The organism is Streptomyces sp. NBC_01381 (assembly GCF_026340305.1).
GTDB lineage: Bacteria > Actinomycetota > Actinomycetes > Streptomycetales > Streptomycetaceae > Streptomyces.
Window position 1 is genome coordinate 2,814,216 of record NZ_JAPEPI010000001.1, and the last position, 18,104, is coordinate 2,832,319.

At 71.4% G+C, this 18,104-nt stretch carries 14 protein-coding genes; 8 read left to right on the forward strand and 6 right to left on the reverse strand.

Annotated features, from left to right (window positions below):
• Positions 1 to 41: 41 nt before the first annotated feature.
• From OG453_RS13300 to OG453_RS13310, 3 genes are read left to right on the forward strand one after another with little or no spacing between them, the layout of a single operon-like run.
• A complete protein-coding gene (locus OG453_RS13300) occupies positions 42 to 1,118 on the forward strand; it encodes an exo-alpha-sialidase (RefSeq protein WP_266867655.1) in 1,077 nt (358 codons plus the stop codon).
• 37 nt (positions 1,119 to 1,155) lie between these two features.
• Entirely contained in the window at positions 1,156 to 1,860 is a 705-nt protein-coding gene (gene npdG / locus OG453_RS13305; protein WP_266867657.1) for an NADPH-dependent F420 reductase, read from the forward strand.
• Between the two features lie 13 nt (positions 1,861 to 1,873).
• Positions 1,874 to 2,122 (forward strand): hypothetical protein, encoded by a 249-nt coding sequence (locus tag OG453_RS13310; protein WP_266867658.1) that lies wholly within the window; start codon positions 1,874 to 1,876, stop codon positions 2,120 to 2,122.
• A gap of 3 nt (positions 2,123 to 2,125) precedes the next feature.
• On the opposite strand, the gene OG453_RS13315 is transcribed toward OG453_RS13310, so the two are convergent.
• On the reverse strand, positions 2,126 to 2,929 hold the full coding sequence (locus OG453_RS13315) for a site-2 protease family protein (RefSeq protein WP_266867660.1): 804 nt from the start codon (positions 2,927 to 2,929) through the stop codon (positions 2,126 to 2,128).
• Between the two features lie 259 nt (positions 2,930 to 3,188).
• Between OG453_RS13315 and OG453_RS13320 the strand changes: the two genes are divergently transcribed.
• Positions 3,189 to 6,527, forward strand: a complete 3,339-nt coding sequence (locus OG453_RS13320; protein ID WP_266867662.1) for a BTAD domain-containing putative transcriptional regulator — start codon at positions 3,189 to 3,191, stop codon at positions 6,525 to 6,527.
• A gap of 12 nt (positions 6,528 to 6,539) precedes the next feature.
• Here the strand turns inward: OG453_RS13320 and OG453_RS13325 are convergent, their stop codons facing one another.
• The 3 genes from OG453_RS13325 to panB all read right to left on the reverse strand — a co-directional run bounded on the left by OG453_RS13325 (position 6,540) and on the right by panB (position 9,459).
• Positions 6,540 to 7,370: an ABC transporter permease gene (locus OG453_RS13325; RefSeq protein ID WP_266867664.1), complete on the reverse strand. Its 831-nt coding sequence runs from the start codon at positions 7,368 to 7,370 to the stop codon at positions 6,540 to 6,542.
• Positions 7,367 to 8,389: an ATP-binding cassette domain-containing protein gene (locus OG453_RS13330; protein ID WP_266867665.1), complete on the reverse strand. Its 1,023-nt coding sequence runs from the start codon at positions 8,387 to 8,389 to the stop codon at positions 7,367 to 7,369. Before OG453_RS13330 ends, OG453_RS13325 begins: the two co-directional genes overlap by 4 nt.
• Positions 8,390 to 8,574: 185 nt before the next feature.
• Positions 8,575 to 9,459 carry a 3-methyl-2-oxobutanoate hydroxymethyltransferase gene (gene panB, locus OG453_RS13335; RefSeq protein WP_266867667.1) on the reverse strand — a complete coding sequence of 295 codons (885 nt, stop codon included), beginning with the start codon at positions 9,457 to 9,459 and terminating at the stop codon, positions 8,575 to 8,577.
• 195 nt (positions 9,460 to 9,654) lie between these two features.
• Between panB and OG453_RS13340 the strand changes: the two genes are divergently transcribed.
• The 4 genes from OG453_RS13340 (at position 9,655) to OG453_RS13355 (ending at position 14,464) form a co-directional block, all read left to right on the forward strand.
• Complete coding sequence (locus OG453_RS13340) at positions 9,655 to 11,247, forward strand: MFS transporter (RefSeq protein ID WP_266867669.1); 1,593 nt, start codon at positions 9,655 to 9,657, stop codon at positions 11,245 to 11,247.
• Between the two features lie 76 nt (positions 11,248 to 11,323).
• On the forward strand, positions 11,324 to 11,923 hold the full coding sequence (locus tag OG453_RS13345; protein ID WP_266867671.1) for a TetR/AcrR family transcriptional regulator: 600 nt from the start codon (positions 11,324 to 11,326) through the stop codon (positions 11,921 to 11,923).
• Between the two features lie 173 nt (positions 11,924 to 12,096).
• Positions 12,097 to 13,122, forward strand: a complete 1,026-nt coding sequence (locus OG453_RS13350) for an endonuclease/exonuclease/phosphatase family protein (protein WP_266867672.1) — start codon at positions 12,097 to 12,099, stop codon at positions 13,120 to 13,122.
• Positions 13,123 to 13,252: 130 nt separating this feature from the next.
• Positions 13,253 to 14,464, forward strand: a complete 1,212-nt coding sequence (locus OG453_RS13355; RefSeq protein WP_266867673.1) for an MFS transporter — start codon at positions 13,253 to 13,255, stop codon at positions 14,462 to 14,464.
• 18 nt (positions 14,465 to 14,482) lie between these two features.
• On the opposite strand, the gene OG453_RS13360 is transcribed toward OG453_RS13355, so the two are convergent.
• Positions 14,483 to 16,234 carry an NAD+ synthase gene (locus OG453_RS13360; protein WP_266867675.1) on the reverse strand — a complete coding sequence of 584 codons (1,752 nt, stop codon included), beginning with the start codon at positions 16,232 to 16,234 and terminating at the stop codon, positions 14,483 to 14,485.
• A 118-nt stretch (positions 16,235 to 16,352) separates the two neighbouring features.
• Positions 16,353 to 18,038, reverse strand: a complete 1,686-nt coding sequence (locus tag OG453_RS13365; protein WP_266867677.1) for a multicopper oxidase family protein — start codon at positions 18,036 to 18,038, stop codon at positions 16,353 to 16,355.
• Positions 18,039 to 18,104: the final 66 nt, after the last annotated feature.

Below are 18,104 nucleotides of genomic sequence, written 5' to 3' on the forward strand. Positions count from 1 at the left end.
GAGTTCACCGGGAATTCGCCCCGGGTGGGGAGTGACCCGGGATGGCTGATGAGACAACTGTTCCCTTCCGGGCGGGACGCGAGGGGTACGCGAGCTTCCGGATCCCCGCCGTCGTCCGCACGAACTCCGGCACCCTCCTTGCCTTCTGCGAGGGGAGGGTCGGCTCGCAGGAGGACTTCGGCAACATCGACGTCGTCATGAAGCGCTCCACCGACGGCGGCCGCACCTGGGGCCCGCTCCAGGTCGTCGCCAAGAACGGCGCCGACCTCGCGGGCAACCCCGCCCCCGTCGTCCTGGCCACCGGACGCGTCCTGCTCGTCCACGTCCGCAACGCCGCCGCGGCGACCGAGGACGCCATCCGCCGCGGCAAGGTCTCCGCGGCGAACGGACGCAGGATCTGGGTGCAGCACAGCGACGACGACGGTCTGACCTGGTCGGCGGCCCGGGAGATCACCGGGCAGGTGAAGAAGGCGAGTTGGCGGTGGTACGCGACCACCCCCGGGCACGCGGTGCAAACCAGCACGGGCCGGGTCGTCGTGCCCGCCAACCACTCCCTGCCGCCCGCCGGTACGGACAACGGCACCGAGGGCAAGTACAACGGCGGCCACTGCCTGCTCAGCGACGACCTCGGCCAGACCTGGCGGATCGGCTACATCGACGACAACACCGACGGCTATGTGAACGTGAACGAGACCACCGCGGCCGAACTCCCCGACGGGCGGCTCTACTTCAACACCCGCAACGACTCGCCGTCCCCCGGCACCCGCGCCGACGCCCACTCCCGCGACGGCGGCCAGAGCCTCGTCAAGCCCTTCCGGCCGCAGGCCGGGCTCGTCGGCCCCGTCGTCGAATGCAGCGTCCTTCAGCTGCGTACGCCCGACGTGCTGCTGTTCTCCGGACCCGCCGACCCCGGCTTCCGCGCCCTGATGACGGTGCGCCGCAGCCGAGACGGCGGCACCACCTGGCAGGACGCCCACACCGTGGACGGGCTGCCCGCCGCGTACTCCGATCTCGTACGCGTCGACGACGCGACCGTCGGACTCCTCTATGAGACGGGCGACTTCAGCGCGTACGAGACGATCACCTTTCGGCGGATACCGGTGGAGGCACTGGCCTGACGGAGGCCGCGCGCGGGCGGTGAGTAAGGTCGGCCGTATGACCTCTAACGACAGTGTGAAGAAGGCTCCCGCCAAGGATCCCTGGGAGCTGCCCGACGTCTCCGGGCTCGTCGTCGGCGTGCTCGGCGGCACCGGCGACCAGGGCCGCGGCCTCGCCTACCGCCTGGCCCGCGCCGGCCAGAAGGTGATCATCGGCTCCCGCGCGGCCGAGCGCGCGCAGACCGCCGCTGACGAGCTCGGCCTCGGCATCGAGGGCGCCGAGAACGCGGAGTGCGCGCGGCGCAGCGACATCGTGATCGTCGCCGTGCCGTGGGAGGGACATGGCAAGACCCTGGAGTCCCTGCGCGAGGAGCTGACCGGCAAGCTCGTCGTCGACTGCGTGAACCCGCTGGGCTTCGACAAGAAGGGCGCCTACGCCCTGAAGCCCGAGGAGGGCAGCGCCGCCGAGCAGGCCGCCGCCCTGCTGCCGGACTCCCGGGTCACGGCCGCCTTCCACCACCTGTCGGCGGTGCTGCTCCAGGACGTGGATGTCGAGGAGATCGACACCGATGTGATGGTGCTCGGCGAGGCCCGCGTCGACACGGACATCGTCCAGGCGCTCGCCGCCCGCATCCCCGGCATGCGGGGCGTCTTCGCGGGCCGACTGCGCAACGCGCACCAGGTCGAGTCCCTGGTCGCCAACCTGATCTCCGTGAACCGGCGCTACAAGGCGCACGCGGGGCTGCGGGTCACCGACGTCTAGGACGCCGACGGGCATGGGGGACACTGGAGGGCGTACGTCACGACGCACCCCGACACCCGATCAGGAGCCGACCCCCATGCCCCGCCTCGCTCTCTACGCCCTCACGGTCTGCGTCCTCGCCGTCGTCGCGGCCGTGGTCTCCTTCGTCCAGGGCCACTGGCTCGGCATCGTCTGGGTGCTGATCGCCGGGCTCTCGTCGAACATGGCGTGGTACTACCTGCGGCGCGCGAAGATCGAGCGGGACGCCGCCGCCACGGGCTGACGGCTACGGGCCGACGATCTCCGGGATGTCCGGCGCCCCGTCCCAGAAGCGGTACAGCTCAAGGCCCCAGTACGTGTCCCAGTCGCTGACGCCGAGCCCGCGCAGGATCGCGTCGATCGCGTCGAAGAAGGCCACGTTGACCTCGGGGATCCACAGGATGCCGAAGACCGCGATCAGGCCGAACGGCGCGAACGGCTCCACCTGACGGCGGATCTTGTGTGACAGCCACGGCTCGATGACGCCATAGCCGTCCAGGCCCGGGATGGGCAGCGAGTTCAGGATCGCGGCCGTCACCTGGAGCAGGGCGAGGAAACCCAGCGCGTACCGGAAGGTGTCCGGGACGCCGGAGAGCGCGTCGAGCCAGAAGGGCGCCGTGCAGACCACGGCGAAGAGCACGTTCGTCAGCGGCCCCGCGGCGGAGATCAGACTGTGCTTCCACTTCCCCCTGATCCGGCCCCGCTCGATGAAGACGGCCCCGCCGGGCAGGCCGATGCCCCCCATGATCACGAAGAGCACCGGAAGCACGATGCTCAGCAGGGCGTGCGTGTACTTCAGCGGGTTGAGGGTCAGATATCCCTTCGCCCCGATGGAGATGTCGCCGCTGTGCAGGGCGGTGCGGGCGTGCGCGTACTCGTGCAGACAGAGCGAGACGATCCAGGCGGCCGTCACGAAGAGAAAGACCGCGAGCCCCGGGTTGTCGGCGAATCCGGTCCAGGCGGCCCAGCCGGAGACCGCGGTGACGGCGGCGATCCCGAGAAACACGGGACTGATCCGCGAGTCACTGCGTCGGGCGGGAGCGGTGGTCATGGGGCGGGGCTCCTGGGATGGCGGTCGGGCCGGTTGTCGTACGGGACCGTACCCCGGCACACGCCGAAAACGACTCGCGCGGGGTGGGGAGTTCCGGGGAGGGTGGGGGGCTGAAGACTTCAGCCCGTCGAGGGGGTCCCCCCTGCTCTTTAAGAGCTTGGGGGAGTTTGAGGACGAACTCGGCGAAGCCGGTGATTGACGGCCACCTCGCGGGGACCGGCACCCGTCCCCGTCCCCGCCACCCAAGACACCAGAGACAATGGACCCCGTGCGCTACCGAATCCTCGGCACCACCCAGGCATTCCACACCGACGGGACCCAGGCCCCCATCGGCGGGCCAAGGCTGCGCGCCCTCCTCACGGTCCTCGCCCTACGAGCCCCCCGCACGGTCCCCGTGTCCGCCCTCGTCGACGAGGTGTGGGACGGCGACCCACCCGCGGACGCCCCCGCCGCGCTGCAGGCGCTGATCGGCCGCCTCCGCCGAGCCATCGGCGCCGCCGCGATCACCTCGGCCGACGGCGGTTACCGCCTCGCCGCGGCCCCGGACGACATCGACCTGTACCGCTTCGAGCGCCTCGCAGACGAAGGCACCCGCGCCCTCGAGAACGGCGACGCCGCGAAGGCGGCGACGGCCCTGGACGACGCGCTGGCGCTCTGGCAGGGCGGCAAGCCCCTGGCCGACCTGCCCGACCGCACCGCGCAGGCGTCCCGCTGGGAGGCCCGCCGCCTCGACGCCCGCCGCGCCCGGCTGACGGCGGCGCTCGCGCTCGGCCGGGCCGAGCAGGCGCTGCCCGAGCTGACCGCGCTGTGCGAGAGCCACCCCCTGGACGAGCCGCTGCAGGCCCTGCGGCTGCGGGCGCTGCGCGACGCGGGCCGCCCGGCGCAGGCCCTCGCCGCCTACGACGGCGTACGCCGCCTCATCGCGGACCGCATCGGCGCCGACCCGGGACCCGAACTCCGCGCCCTGCACGAGGAGTTGCTGCACCACACGGCGCCGGGGAGCGAACCGCGCCGGACCCAGCCACCCGCGAGCCGCCCGCACACCCCCGGCAACCTCCGCGCCAGGCTCACCTCCTTCGTCGGCAGGGAGGCCGACATCGAGGCCATCCGCGGCGACCTGCGGCGGGCCCGCCTCGTCACGCTGCTGGGGCCCGGCGGCGCGGGCAAGACCCGGCTCTCGCAGGAGGCCGCGGAGTCCGTCGCCGACACGGAGCCGGACGGCGTATGGCTGGCCGAGCTCGCCCCGGTGGAGGACCCGGACGCGGTGCCCGAGGCCGTCCTGACCGCGCTGGGCGCCCGCGAGACGGTGCTGCGCGGCGCCGGCGCCGAGGAGATGCGGGCGGTGTCCGACCGGCACGGCGACGACCCCGTCGTACGCCTCACCGAGCACTGCGCGCCCCGCCGGATGCTTCTGGTCCTCGACAACTGCGAGCACGTCATCGACGCCGCGGCCCGCCTCGCGGAACAACTGCTCGCGCACTGCCCCGGCCTCACGGTCCTGGCCACCAGCCGTGAACCCCTGGGCGTACCGGGGGAGTTGCTGCGCCCCGTGGAACCGCTCCCGGAGCCGACTGCGCTGCGGCTGCTCGCGGACCGCGGCGCGGCCGCGAAGCCGGGGTTCCGCGTCGAGGACGACCGGTCGGCCGCGGCCGAGATCTGCCGTCGGCTCGACGGGCTTCCGCTGGCCATCGAACTGGCGGCGGCCCGGCTGCGGATGCTCACCCCGCGGCAGATCGCCGACCGCCTCGACGACCGCTTCCGCCTCCTTACCAACGGCGCCCGCACGGTCCTGCCCCGCCAGCAGACCCTGCGCGCGGTCGTCGACTGGTCCTGGGACCTGCTCGACGAACCCGAGCGGACCGTCCTGCGCCGCCTCTCCGTCTTCGCGGGCGGCTGCGACCTGGCGGCGGCGGAGGCGGTGTGCGGGGCGAACGCCGGTGTCCCGGGGAGTCACCCCGCCGACGTCGCCGACGTGCTCGGCTCCCTCGTCGACAAGTCGCTCGTCGTCGCCGCCCCCGCGCCGCTGGGCGGCATGCGCTACCGGCTCCTGGAGACCGTCGGCGAGTACGCGGCGGAGCGCCTCGACGAGGCCGGGGACCGGGCGGCCGCCGAGCGGGCGCATCTGGTGTACTTCCGGGAGTTCGCCCGCGTCACCGAACCGCTGCTGCGCGGCAGCGGCCAGCGGGCGGCCGTCGACAGGCTCGAGTACGAGTACGAGAATCTGCGCACCGCCCTGCGGCACGCCGTCGCCGCGCGGGACGAGCAGGAGGCGCTCTGTCTCGTCCTTTCGCTGTCCTGGTTCTGGCAGATCCGCGATCTGCGCATAGAGACCCGCAACTGGTCCCGCGATGTCGTCGCTCTCGGTCCTGACCCCTTCGTCCGCCCGGTCGCACCCGTGGAGCCGCTCTACGAACGGTGCACGGACGCCCCGCTCCCCATGCGCCCCGAGGTGCTCGCGGAGGCGCGGCGCGGGGTGCATCTCATCCAGCTCTCCTGCATGGACATGAACATGGAGGCCTGGCAGACGCCCGAGGCCACCGAGAAGCTCGCGGGCATCAGGGAGGCGTACCGTCCCGGGCTTCCGCAGACCTGCTGGTCGCCGGGGAGCCTGTGGTTCTTCGCGGTGCTCTTCGGCGGTGACATAGGCCGGCTGCACACCATCATCGACGCGACCATCGCCACCTGCCGGGAACGCGGTTACGAGTGGGAGCTCGCGTCGGCGCTCCAGCAGCGCGCCAACATCCGCGCCAATCGCACGGACTGGGCCGGCGACGCGGGCCGTGACGCCGACGAGTCCCTGGAGATCTTCACCCGGCTCGGCGATGTGTGGGGGACGGCCGAGGCGCTCTCCTCGCGCGGCGAGGCGCACGAGCGGCGGGGCGCCTTCGACCGCGCCGCCGAGGACTTCAGCGCCGCCATCGAGTACGCGCAGCAGCTCGGCGCGCCCGCCCAGGTGACCGTGCTCACGGCGCGCCTCGGCGCGGTCCTCGTCGAGGCGGGCGAACCGGAACGGGGCGAGCGGCTGCTCTGGGGCGTCCTGGACCAGAAGGTCCAGGGCGGCCACTCCAGCGAGTCCATCTCCACCGCCCGGTTCTTCCTCGTCGACGTGCTGGGGCGCGCCGGGCGCATCGCCGAGGCCCGTGACCAACTGCGGCTGCTGCGCGAGGAGTTCAAGGTCGCCGACTTCGCGGTCTTCGACAGTTTCATGCTCGGCGCCGAGGCCTGGCTCGACACTCAGGACGGCCGCTATGCCAAGGCCCTCCGCACGGCGTGCGCGGCCGTGGAGAAGTCCATCGACCCGCTGACCAAGATGATCGCCCCGCATGTGACCGCCCATCAACTCACCATCGCCGCCCATGCCTTGACCGGTCTCGGCGGCGTCCGGCGCGCCCGCGACGCCGCCCGGCTGATCGGCGCCGCCGACCGTGACCTGCCGCCCGGCCACTTCCCGGCCGGCGTGGAGCGCGACATCAAGGCGGCCGCCGTCGCGGCGGTGCGCGCCGCGCTCGGGGACGCCGCGTACGAGGCCGCGTACGCGGAGGGCGGCGGCCTCTCCCTTGAAGAGGCCGCCGCCCTCTGCGACACGTATCTCGACTGAGGCGCCGGGCGCTCAGCTCTTCGTACGGAACTTGTGGATCGCGATCGGCGCCATCACCAGCGTGAGCGCCACCGCCCAGCCGATCGTCACCCACACGTCGTGTGCGGCCGGGCCGCCCACCATCAGGCCGCGCGCGGAGTCCGCGAGCGTGGACAGCGGGTTGTAGTCGGTGAAGGCCTCGAGCCAGCCCGGCATGGACTGCGTCGGCGCGAAGATCGACGAGCCGAACTGCAGCGGCATCAGGACCAGGAAGCCCATCGCCTGCACGGACTGCGCGCTCTTCATGGTGACGCCGAGGACCAGGAAGATCCACATGACGGACGAGCCGAAGAGCGCAGTCAGGCCCACGGCGGCGAACAGACCGCCCCAGTTGGTGATGTCGAAGCCCACCAGGACACCGACGATCATCATGATCGTCGTCGCGACGAGCATCCGCATCAGCTCCACCACGATCTTGGCGAAGAGGACCGAGCCCTGGCCGATCGGCAGGGTCCGGAAGCGGTCCATGATGCCGTTCTGGAAGTCCTGGTTGAAGCCCGTGCCGACGGCCATGGCGATGTTCAGGGACATCATCGCCATCATGCCCGGCACGACGTACTGCACATACGCGTCCTGACCGCCGCCGAGCGCCTGCCCGATGGAGCCGCCGAAGACGTACACGAACAGCAGCGTGAAGACGATGGGCATGAGCACCGCGTCGAACATCGACTCGGGATCGGCCCGGATCCACTGAAGATTGCGGCGGACCAGGGCGCCGGTGTGGCGCACGTGGCCGCGCAGGCCTATGCGGCCGTCGGCCTGGCCGGCCCCGGGGAGGGGGGCCGTGGCGGTGGTGGCACTCATACGGTGACCTCCTCGAGTTCGGCGGGACGGGTGTCCTGCGGGGCGTTGGCCTTCTGGCCGGTGATGGAGAGGAACACCTCGTCCAGGCTGGGCAGTTCGGTGGCGATCGAGCCGATCACGATGCCGCGCGCGGTGACCGCGCCGACCACCGCGGTCAGCTGCTCGTCGCTGAGGATCGGCACCAGGACCGTGCCGGTCTCGGTGTCCACGGCCGAGGTGGCGAGGCCGGTCAGGCCCAGGTCGTCAAGCGCGTTCGCCAGCGGGCGCAGCTCCAGCGGGTCGGCGGGGCGGATGCGCAGGGTGCGGCCGCCGACCTTCGCCTTCAGCTCGTCGATGCCGCCGTTGGCGATGACCTTGCCGCGGTCGATGACCGTCAGCTCGGACGCCAGCTGCTCGGCCTCCTCCATGTACTGCGTGGTGAGCAGCACGGTGACGCCGTCGCCGACCATGCGCTTGACCTCGGCCCACACCTCGTTGCGGGTGCGGGGGTCGAGGCCGGTCGTCGGCTCGTCCAGGTAGAGGACGGCCGGGCTGCCGATCATCGAGGCGGCGAGGTCGAGGCGGCGGCGCATGCCGCCGGAGTACGTCTTGGCCTGGCGTCCTGCGGCCTCGGTGAGCGAGAACCGCTCGAGCAGGCCGTCGGCCCTGGACCTGGCGTCCTTGCGGGACAGGTCGAGCAGCCGCCCGATCATGTACAGGTTCTCGCGGCCGGAGAGCTTCTCGTCGACCGATGCGTACTGGCCGGTGAGGCCTATGACCCGGCGGAGCTGGCGGGGCTGCTTCACCACGTCGTACCCGGCGACGTGGGCCAGGCCGGAGTCCGGGGTGATGAGGGTGGACAGGCAGCGTACGAGGGTGGTCTTGCCGGCGCCGTTGGGCCCGAGCACGCCGACGACCGTTCCTTCGCGTACGTCGAGGTCCACGCCGTCCAGTGCTTTGGTCTCGCCGTAGTGCTTGACCAGCCCCCGCACGGTGATGGCGCTCGCTGCGCCTCCGGGGTTCTTGTCGATTCGCGTCATGCCCTCAAGGTGCCATCCGCCACCGACAAACCACCGACAGGCTGCCGACAGGCACCGTCACCCTCAATTGAGGAACCCCAACGGCGACCAATTGGGTCCGCGAGAGCGGCGCCGGTTTAGGCGCAAAAAGCAGCAGCCCGTCGACGGGGGACGGTCGACGGGCTGCCGGTGGTGCCGCGATGGCTCTAGTGCACGGCGTGCTCCGCCGCGGGGAACGTACCGCCCACCACGTCCTCGGCGAACGCCCGCGCCGCGCCGCTCATGACGCCCCGCAGATCCGCGTACTGCTTCACGAAGCGCGGCATCTTGCCGCCGGTGAGGCCCAGCATGTCCGTCCAGACGAGGACCTGCGCATCGCATCCGGCGCCGGCCCCGATCCCGACGGTCGGGATGTGCAGGGAGCGGGTGACCTCGGCGGCCAGTTCCTCCGGGACCAGCTCAAGGACGACCGCGAACGCGCCCGCGTCCTGCGCGGCCTTCGCGTCGCTGAGCAGCCGGTGCGCCGCCTCGTCGCCGCGGCCCTGCACGCGGTAGCCCATGGTGTTCACGGACTGCGGGGTGAGGCCGAGGTGGGACATGACGGGGATGCCCGAGGAGACGAGCAGCTCGGTCTGGGGGAGCGAGCGCTCGCCGCCCTCCAGCTTCACCGCGCCGACCCCGGCCTCCTTGACCAGGCGGGTCGCCGAACGGAGGGCCTGGACCGCGCCTTCCTGGTAGGAACCGAAGGGCAGGTCGCCGACGATCAGGGCACGTGACGTGCCCCGTACGACGGCCGCGGACAGCATGGTCATCTCGTCGAGGGTGACGGGCACGGTCGTCTCGTAGCCGAGGTGGCAGTTGCCCGCCGAGTCGCCGACCAGCATCACGGGAATGCCGGCTTCGTCGAAGACGGACGCGGTCATCGCGTCGTACGCGGTGAGCATGGGCCACTTCTCGCCGCGCTCCTTGGCGGCGGTGATGTCCCGGACGGTGATGCGGCGGGTGCTCTTGCCCCCGTACAGCGCCTTGCTGCTGTCGGACTTCTGGGCGGCACCCTCTGCCGGCTTCTGGGCAGCCGAAAGTTGCGTCATCGCAACGGCTCCTTCTCTCATCTCGAGGCGCCCTCACGGCGTCCCCGGATCACCTCCATGGTGGCACCGTGTGCCGCCCGACGGCTAGTGCACCCCCGCGTGATCCGGCCCATCCGGGCGGCGAGCACCGGGCCGCGGGTAAATTCTTTCCAATACGAGACGGTCTCGTATCGAAATGGTTCTAGGGTGAGGGACATGACTTCTCCTGCCGTCACCACCCCTCGTATCCCGGAAGCCGTGCACCGGCGCCGCTGGGCGATCCTCGGCGTCCTGATGCTGAGCCTGCTGATCGTGGTGCTCGACAACTCGATCCTGAACGTCGCCATCAAGACGATCTCGACCCCGGCCCCCACCGGCCTCGGCGCCACCCAGGGCGACCTGGAATGGGCCATCAACTCCTACACCCTGGTCTTCGCGGGACTGCTCTTCACCGCCGGACTGCTCGGCGACCGCATCGGCCGCAAGAAGGTCCTCATCGCGGGCCTCGCCGTCTTCGGCATCGGCTCGGCGCTCGCCGCCGAGTCCGGCTCGCCGGTCCAACTCATCCTGTTCCGCGCGGTGATGGGCCTCGGCGCCGCCTTCGTGATGCCCGCCACGCTCGCCGTCCTGATGAACGTCTTCGAGCGCGACGAGCAGCCCAAGGCCATCGGCATCTGGGCGGGCGGCGTCGGTCTCGCCATCGCGATCGGCCCCATCACCGGCGGCGTGCTCCTCGACCACTTCTGGTGGGGCTCGGTCTTCCTGGTCAACGTGCCGATCGTGATCCTCGCGATCGGGCTGATGATCTGGCTCGTGCCCGACTCCCGCGACCCGAAGCCGGGCCGTATCGACCTGGTCGGCGTGGGCCTGTCCATCGTCGGCCTCGTGCTGCTCGTCTACGGCATCATCAAGGGCGGCCAGCTCGCCGACTTCACCGACCCCGCGGTCCTCGCGACGGTCGCCGCGGGCCTCGCCGTACTCGTCGTCTTCGTCCTGCACGAGAAGCGCAGCGACCACCCCTCGATCGACATCTCGTACTTCAAGAACCGGGTCTTCTCGGCGGCCATCAGCGCCCTCGCGCTCGTCTTCTTCGCGCTGATGGGCGTGACCTTCTTCGCCGTCTTCTACACCCAGAGCGTGCGCGGCTACTCGCCGCTGCAGACCGGCCTGTTGATGCTGCCGCTCGCCGCGGCCCAGCTCATCTTCGCGCCGCGCGCCCGCCTCGTCGTCGACCGCTTCGGCGTCCGCGCCGTCTGCACCGGCGGGCTGCTCACCATCGCCGCGATGCTCGCCGCCTTCACGGTCCTCGAGGCCGATACGCCGATCTGGATCCTGGAGGTCATCTTCTTCCTGATGGGCACCGGCATGGCGCACATCATGACGCCCGCGAGCGTCGTCATCATGCAGGCGCTGCCCCGCGAGAAGGCGGGCTCCGCCTCCGCGCTCAGCAACACCTTCCGCCAGGTGGGCGGCGCCCTGGGCATCGCCGTCCTCGGCTCGGTCCTCTCGGCCGCCTACCGCAGCGGCGTCGAGGACAAGCTCACCCTGCTGCCCGCCGAAGTGCGGCACACCGCGGGCGAGTCCATCGAGGCCACGCTCGGCGTCGCGGCCAAGCTCGGCCCGCGCGGCGAACCGCTGGTGTCCGCGGCCCACGACTCCTTCCTGCACGCCATGCACATCACCGCGCTCTGCGGCGCGGGCGTCGCCCTGTTCGGCGTCGTGATCACCGCCCTGTTCCTGCCGGGCCGCGCACCGCGGGAGCCGGAGGCGGAGCACAAGGAGGCGGAGCCGGTGGGCGCGGGGCGTTGACCGGGGCGCCGGGCCGGGAAGGGACAATCGGCCTGGCGGTACGCCGGATACGCCGGATGCGAGAGACGGAGCAGATGTGGTCGACACAGCCAGAGGTGTCCGGGGGCGTCCCCGCAGCGAGGCCGTGGAGCGGGCCATCATCGAGGGCGTACTGAAGCTGATGGAGGAGGGCGTGCCGCTCGCCGAGCTCTCCATCGAGCGGATCGCGCGCACCGTCGGCGTCGGCAAGGCCACCATCTACCGGCGCTGGAACGGCAAGGAGGAGCTCTTCGTCGACATTCTGCGCTCGGTGGACGACCCGCCGCCCGAGCTGGCGGGCGAATCGATGCGCGGCGATCTCATCACCCTCCTCGACCACCTGCGCAGGCGCGGCGTGAACATGCGCGCATCCGCCATGCTGCACAACGTGTTCGCGCAGATGAAGAGCCTGCCGAAGCTGTGGGACGCCTACCACGCCACCGTCGTCGCGCCGCAGCGCCGCGTCATGCTCGACGTGCTGCGCCGAGGCGTCGAGAACGGCGAACTGCGCGCCGACGTCGACATCATGCTCGCCAACGACCTCTTCGTCGGACCCATGCTCGTACGCACCGTCATGCGCTCCGACGCGCCGCTCGACGAGGACCTCGCCGAGCGGATGGTCGACGCCGTTCTCGACGGGCTGCGGCCCACGGGGTGAATGTGCGCGTTTCGTCACAGCGGCCCGTTGTGCGGGGGGATGTGGAACCTGCCGTGCCGCGCCGCTCGTCCTCGTCCCGTACGGCCGTCACGGACGGCGGGGAGGACACCCGATCATCGCCTAGGGTTTCAGGGGCGAAGACGGTTGCACGGCAGAGTTGAGGCGACGAGCGTATGGCGCAGGCGTATGTGACGGAGACGGGCAGCGGCGGCTCGGAGCCCGGCCGCCAGGGGTCCCGGCTCCGGCGCCTGGTCGACGGGTGGCGCGGCGACCGGGGCATCTGGCGGCGCGGGCTCGTCACCGCGGCGGTCGCGGTGCTGCTCACCCTGGTGATGCTCTTCCACGCACAGATCCCGAACGGCATCGGCAACCTCGGCAGCCTCATCGAGACGTTCCTGCCCTGGCTCGGCGTGCTGATCCCCGTGCTGTTCGTCATCGGCATCGTCCGCAAGTCCGCGACCGCGCTGATCGCCGTGCTGCTGCCCGCGGTGATCTGGCTGGGCTCCTTCGGCGGTCTGATCACCACCAAGTCCTCCGGCACCGGTGGCGACCTCACCGTCGCCACCCACAACGTGAACGCGGAGAACGCGGACCCGGCGGGCACCGCCCGTGACGTCGCCGCGTCCGGCGCCGACGTCGTGGCCCTGGAGGAGCTCACGGCGGATGCCGTCCCGACGTACGAGAAGGCCCTGGCCGGCACCTACAAGTACCACTCGGTGCAGGGCACGGTCGGCCTGTGGAGCAAGTACCCGCTGACCGGCACCAAGCCCGTCGACATCAAGCTCGGCTGGACCCGTGCGATGCGGACCACGGTCAACAGCCCCAAGGGCGAGGTCGCCGTGTACGTCGCCCATCTGCCGTCGGTGCGGGTCAAGCTGGACGCGGGCTTCACCGCCAACCAGCGGGACGCCAGCGCGGACGCGCTCGGCGAGGCGATCGCCGACGAGCAGGTCTCCAAGGTCGTGCTGCTCGGCGACCTGAACGGCACGATGAACGACCGCGCCCTGAACGCGGTCACCTCCCAGATGCGCTCCACGCAGGGCGCGGCGGGCGACGGCTTCGGGTTCAGCTGGCCCGCGTCGTTCCCGATGGCGCGGATCGACCAGATCATGGTCAAGGGCGTCGAGCCGGTGTCGTCGTGGACGCTGCCGGAGACGGGCAGCGATCATCTGCCGATCGCGGCGCGGGTCGAGCTCTAGCCTTTGGTGCACCCCTTTAGTGCACCGCACATCCGCTCTTAACCTCACGGAATACTGGGCCTGAGAGGCTTTGTTCCGTACGTAAACTTACGGAACACACTCCCTCCTGCGCTCCCCCGGAAGGTTCTTCATGCCCCTGGCCCTGCTCGCCCTAGCCGTGGGCGCCTTTGGCATCGGTACGACCGAGTTCGTGATGATGGGCCTGCTGCCCAATGTCGCGGACGACCTGGACATCTCCATCCCCACCGCCGGGCACCTGGTCTCGGCGTACGCACTCGGCGTCGTCAGCGGCGCCCCGCTGCTCGCCGCCGTCACCGCGCGGATGCCGCGCCGCCGTGTCCTGATCGGCCTCATGGTCCTCTTCGTGGCCGGCAACGTGCTCTCGGCCGCCGCCCCCGACTACCACTGGCTGATGGCGGCCCGCTTCCTCAGCGGACTTCCGCACGGCGCGTTCTTCGGCGTCGGCGCGGTCGTCGCGACCGGGCTCGTCGCCCCCGAGCGCAAGGCCCGCTCGGTCTCCCTGATGTTCCTCGGCCTGACCGTCGCCAACATCGTGGGCGTGCCGGTGGGCACCGCGATGGGGCAGCAGCTCGGCTGGCGCGCGACGTTCCTCGCGGTCAGCGCGATCGGCCTCGCGGCGATAGCGGCGCTCGCCCTGCTCGTCCCCGCCGACCACGGCCACGGTGAGCGCGGCGGGCTGCGCGGAGAGCTCCGGGCGCTCGGCAGCGTTCCGGTGTGGCTGGCGCTGGGCACGACCGTCGCGGGCTTCGGGGCGCTGTTCTCGGCGTACAGCTATGTGACGCCCATGCTCACGGACGCGGCGGGCTACGCCGAATCCAGCGTTACGTTGCTGCTCGCGCTGTTCGGTGTCGGCGCCACCGCGGGCAACCTGCTGGGCGGGCGCCTCGCGGACCACTCGCTGCGGGGGACGCTGTTCGGCGGCCTGGCGTCGCTGGTGGTCGTCCTCGCGCTGTTCCCGCTGCTGATGGGCGCCGCGTGGAGCGCCGCGCTGGCCGTGATGCTGCTCGGCATGGCGGCGTTCACGACGGGTTCGCCGCTGCAGCTGATGGTGATGGAGAAGGCGTCGGCCGCCCCGTCCCTGGCCTCCTCCGCCAACCAGGCGGCGTTCAACCTCGCGAACGCCGGGGGCGCGTGGATCGGCGGCCTTGCGCTGGCGGCAGGCTTCGGGGTGACGTCCCCGGCGGTGACGGGAGCGGCGCTGGCCGTTCTCGGCCTCGGGGTGGCCGGGGTGGCGTATCTGGTGGACCTGCGGGCGCCGGTGGCGGGCAGCGAGCGGCTCGTCGCCTCCCACTCCCCGCACCCGGAGCCGTCCCGCCGGTAGGCCCGCAGGCCCCCGGGGTCAGACCGACTCCCGCCAGCGATTGGTGATCGGGAGGCGGCGGTCCTTGCCGAAGCCCTTGGCGGAGATCTTCGTGCCCGGCGGGTACTGGCGGCGCTTGTACTCGGCGGTGTCCACCATCCTCAGGGTCTTCACCACCAGCTCCCGCTCGTGCCCGGCGGCGACGATCGCGTCCGCGCCCTGGTCCCGGTCGACGTACATCTCCAGGATCGCGTCCAGGACCGGGTAGTCCGGGAGCGAGTCCGTGTCCACCTGGTCCGGACGCAGTTCGGCGCTCGGCGGCTTGGTGATGGAGTTCTCCGGGATCGGCGGGGTCTGGCCCCGCTCGACCGCCGCGCGGTTGCGCCACTCGGCGAGCCGGAAGATCAGGGTCTTGTACACGTCCTTGATCGGCCCGTACGCCCCGACCGAGTCGCCGTACAGCGTCGAATAGCCCACCGCCAGCTCGGACTTGTTGCCGGGCGCCAGGACGATGTGGCCCTCCTGGTTGGAGATCGCCATCAGCATCGTGCCGCGAAGGCGCGACTGCAGGTTCTCCTCGGCGAGCCCGGTCAGGCCGAGCGACCCCATGTACGCGTCGAACATCGGCGCGATCGGCACGGTCCGGAAGTTCAGTCCCGTACGCCGGGCCAGCTCCTCCGCGTCGCCGATGGAGTGGTCCGAGGAGTAGCGGGACGGCATGGCCACGCCGTACACGTTCTGCGCGCCGAGCGCGTCGCAGGCGATCGCCGCGACGAGCGCGGAGTCGATTCCGCCGGAGAGCCCGATCAGGACGGTGCTGAAGCCGTTCTTCGCGGCATACGCCCGCAGGCCCACGACCAGCGCCGAGTACACCTCCTCGTCGTCGTCGAGCCGCTCCGCGTACCCGCCGGTGAGCTCGGGCTCGTACGTGGGGAGAGGCTCCTCCGACACCGTGACGTGCTCGATGCGCAGGCCGTCGTCCACGACGCCCGACGGCACGGCACCGGCCGCGGGCAGGTCCAGGTCGAGCACGACGCAGCCCTCGGCGAACTGCGGCGCCCGCGCGATGACTTCGCCGTCCCGGTCCACGACGATCGAGTCGCCGTCGAAGACGAGCTCGTCCTGGCCGCCGATCATGGCGAGATACGCGGTGGTGCAGCCCGCCTCCTGGGCGCGCTTGCGGACGAGTTCCAGCCGCTGGTCGTCCTTGTTGCGCTCGTACGGCGAGGCGTTGACGGAGAGCAGCAGGCCCGCCCCCGCGGTGCGCGTCGCGGGCACGCGGCCGCCGTCCTGCCAGAGGTCCTCACAGATCGCCAGCGCCACGTCGACGCCCCGCACCCGCACGATCGGCAGGGTCTCGCCCGGCACGAAGTAGCGGAACTCGTCGAAGACCCCGTAGTTGGGGAGGTGGTGCTTGGAGAAGGTGAGCACGGCCTCGCCGCGGTGCAGCACGGCGGCGGCGTTGCGCGGGGCGCCCGCCGGCTGGCCGTACTTCGGCTTGGCCTCCTCGGTGCGGTCGAGATAGCCGACGACGACCGGCAGCTCTCCGAAGCCTTCGTCGGCAAGACGCGCGGCGAGCGCGCGCAGCGCGTCCCGCGAGGCCTGAACGAAGGACGGCCGCAGCGCGAGGTCCTCGACGGGGTAGCCGGTCAGCGCCATCTCGGGGAACGCGACAAGGTGCGCCCCCTGCTCGGCGGAGTGCCGGGTCCAATGGACGATCGCCTCGGCGTTCCCGGCGAGATCGCCGACCGTCGAGTCGATCTGATTCAGGGCGAGGCGTAGTTGAGGCACGGGGCCCAGTGTAATCGTCAAAGCGACGCGATGCCCCCTCGGGCAGGTGTGGGGCGCCCCACGTCGGCGGCCCGGGCGGGCCCGGCATCTCCTGTGGAGTACCGGGCCCGCCGAGGTGTCAGCGGCGGTAGCCGAGGACCGTCATCATCCCGGCCTCCGAGTGGTACACGTTGTGGCAGTGGATCATCCACAGGCCCGGGTTGTCGGCTTCGAAGTCCACCGTCAGCGTGCCGTTCGGCAGGATCACCGCGGTGTCCTTGCGGGGGCCGCCCGCCACGTTCGCCAGGGCGAAGGTGTGGCCGTGCAGATGGACCGGGTGCCACATCGACGTGGAGTTGGCGAAGACGAGCCGGACGCGCTCGCCCGCGCGGACGGGGTGGCGCTGGTCGGGGTCGTAGGGCTTTTTGTCGAACGCCCAGTCGTACTTGGCCATCCCTCCCGTCAGCCGGATCCTGATCGTGCGGTCCGGCTTGCGGGACGGGAGCGCGACCGACTCCGCCGCCCGCAGCTTGTCCGCCGTCAGGAGGCGGCCCTTGAGCTCCTTGGGGCGGACCGAGGCGGAGGGCGCCGAGCCGCCGCCCGTGCGCAGGACCGCGAGCGCCGCCGCCTTCTTGCCCTCGGCCGCCGCGGTCAGCGGGAACACGCCGTCCCCCGCGGTGACGAGCACGTCATAGCGCTCGCCCATGCCGAGCAGCAGCGCGTCCGTCTTCGCGTGCTCCACGGGGAAGCCGTCCGTGTGCGTCACCGTCATCTCGTGGCCGCCGAGCGCCACCCGGAAGGCCGTGTCGCCGCCCGCGTTGATGATGCGCAGGCGGATGCGGTCGCCGGGACGGGCCTTGAACGACGAAGGCGCGTCCGGCGTACGGCCGTTGATCAGGTAGTGCGGGTAGGCCACGTCGCCCGCGTCGCCGCCGAGCAGGTCGCTCTTGGCGCCCATCATCACGCGGGAGGGGCCGGAGGGGCCAGAGGGATCGGAGGGCTTGGGGGATTTGTTCGTGCGCATCGACATGTTCGACATGTCGTGGCCGCTGTGGTCGGTGCCGCCCGTGTCACCCCCTTCCTTCTTCTCCTCGCCGTCCCCGCCCATGTCATGGCCGCCCATGCCCTTGCTGAGCTCCGCGAGGACGGCGTCCGGCGTCGAGCCGTCGACGCCGTCCACCCAGTCGTCGAGGGCGACGACCCACTCCTTGTCGTACTTCAAGGGCTCCTTGGGGTCCTCCACGATCAGTGGTGCGTACAGACCGCGGTCCTGCTGGGTGCCCGAGTGGGGATGGAACCAGTACGTCCCCGGGTGCGGCACCGCGAAGCGGTAGGTGAAGTCCGCGCCGGGCTTGATCGCCTGCTGGGTGAGGCCGGGGACGCCGTCCATGTCGTTGCGCAGGGTTAGGCCGTGCCAGTGCAGGGACGTGGGCTCCGGGAGATGGTTGGCCAGCGTGAGGGCGAGCGTGTCGCCCGCGGTGACGCGGACTTCCTTGCCGGGCAGCCGGTCGCCGTACGCCCAGGTCCTGACCGAGCGGCCGCCGAGGTCGAGCTTGGCCTTCATGGCCATCAGCTTCACCTCGCGGACCGCGCCGCCGGCTCGCTTCTTCTCCGCGGCGTCGACTTCCTTGCCGGACGGGTCGACATAACCCTCGGGCGCGGAGCCGCCGCCCTCACCGCTGCCGTGCCCGCCGTGGCCCGAGCCGGAACCGGAACCGGAGCAGGCCGTCAGGATTCCCGAACCGGCGACGGCGGTCGCGGCGCCGAGCAGGGCACGGCGCGAGGGGGCGCGCAGGGCTTGAGTGCGCGGGGGTTGAGTGCGCATGGCTGAGTAACACCTCGTCTTGGTGGTGCGTGCAGATGGGCGCATCTGCTGCTTCTGATACACCGC